General features: G+C 60.9%; 1 protein-coding gene. It reads right to left on the reverse strand.

Annotated elements, in window-relative coordinates; all coding sequences use genetic code 11:
• Positions 1-322, reverse strand: a 322-nt coding sequence (locus E4K09_RS22395; protein WP_134499847.1) for an ATP-binding cassette domain-containing protein, incomplete at both ends; no start/stop codon positions are given.

Genomic DNA, 322 nt, shown 5'->3' on the forward strand with positions numbered 1-322 from the left:
CGCCGCCCTTTCTTCGTGAACGCCAGTGGCGAGGTAAACGATGGAATCCTCGGAGAGATCGGACTGCTGGACTTCGCCTGCGATACGCCCGTTGCGCATGACCACGACCCGATGGCACAGGCCGATCAGCTCCTGCATCTCGGACGAGATCACGATGACGGAGAGGCCGTTCTCGGCAAGGCCTGCGATGAAACGGTAGATCTGCTCCTTCGTGCCGATATCGACGCCGCGCGTCGGCTCATCGATGACGATGATGCGCGGATTGAGCAGCATCATCTTGGCGAGCAGGAGCTTTTGCTGATTGCCGCCGGAGAGCTGACCC

Origin of the sequence: Microvirga pakistanensis, assembly GCF_004458765.1 — a bacterium.
In the GTDB taxonomy this organism is placed as follows: Bacteria; Pseudomonadota; Alphaproteobacteria; order Rhizobiales; family Beijerinckiaceae; genus Microvirga; species Microvirga pakistanensis.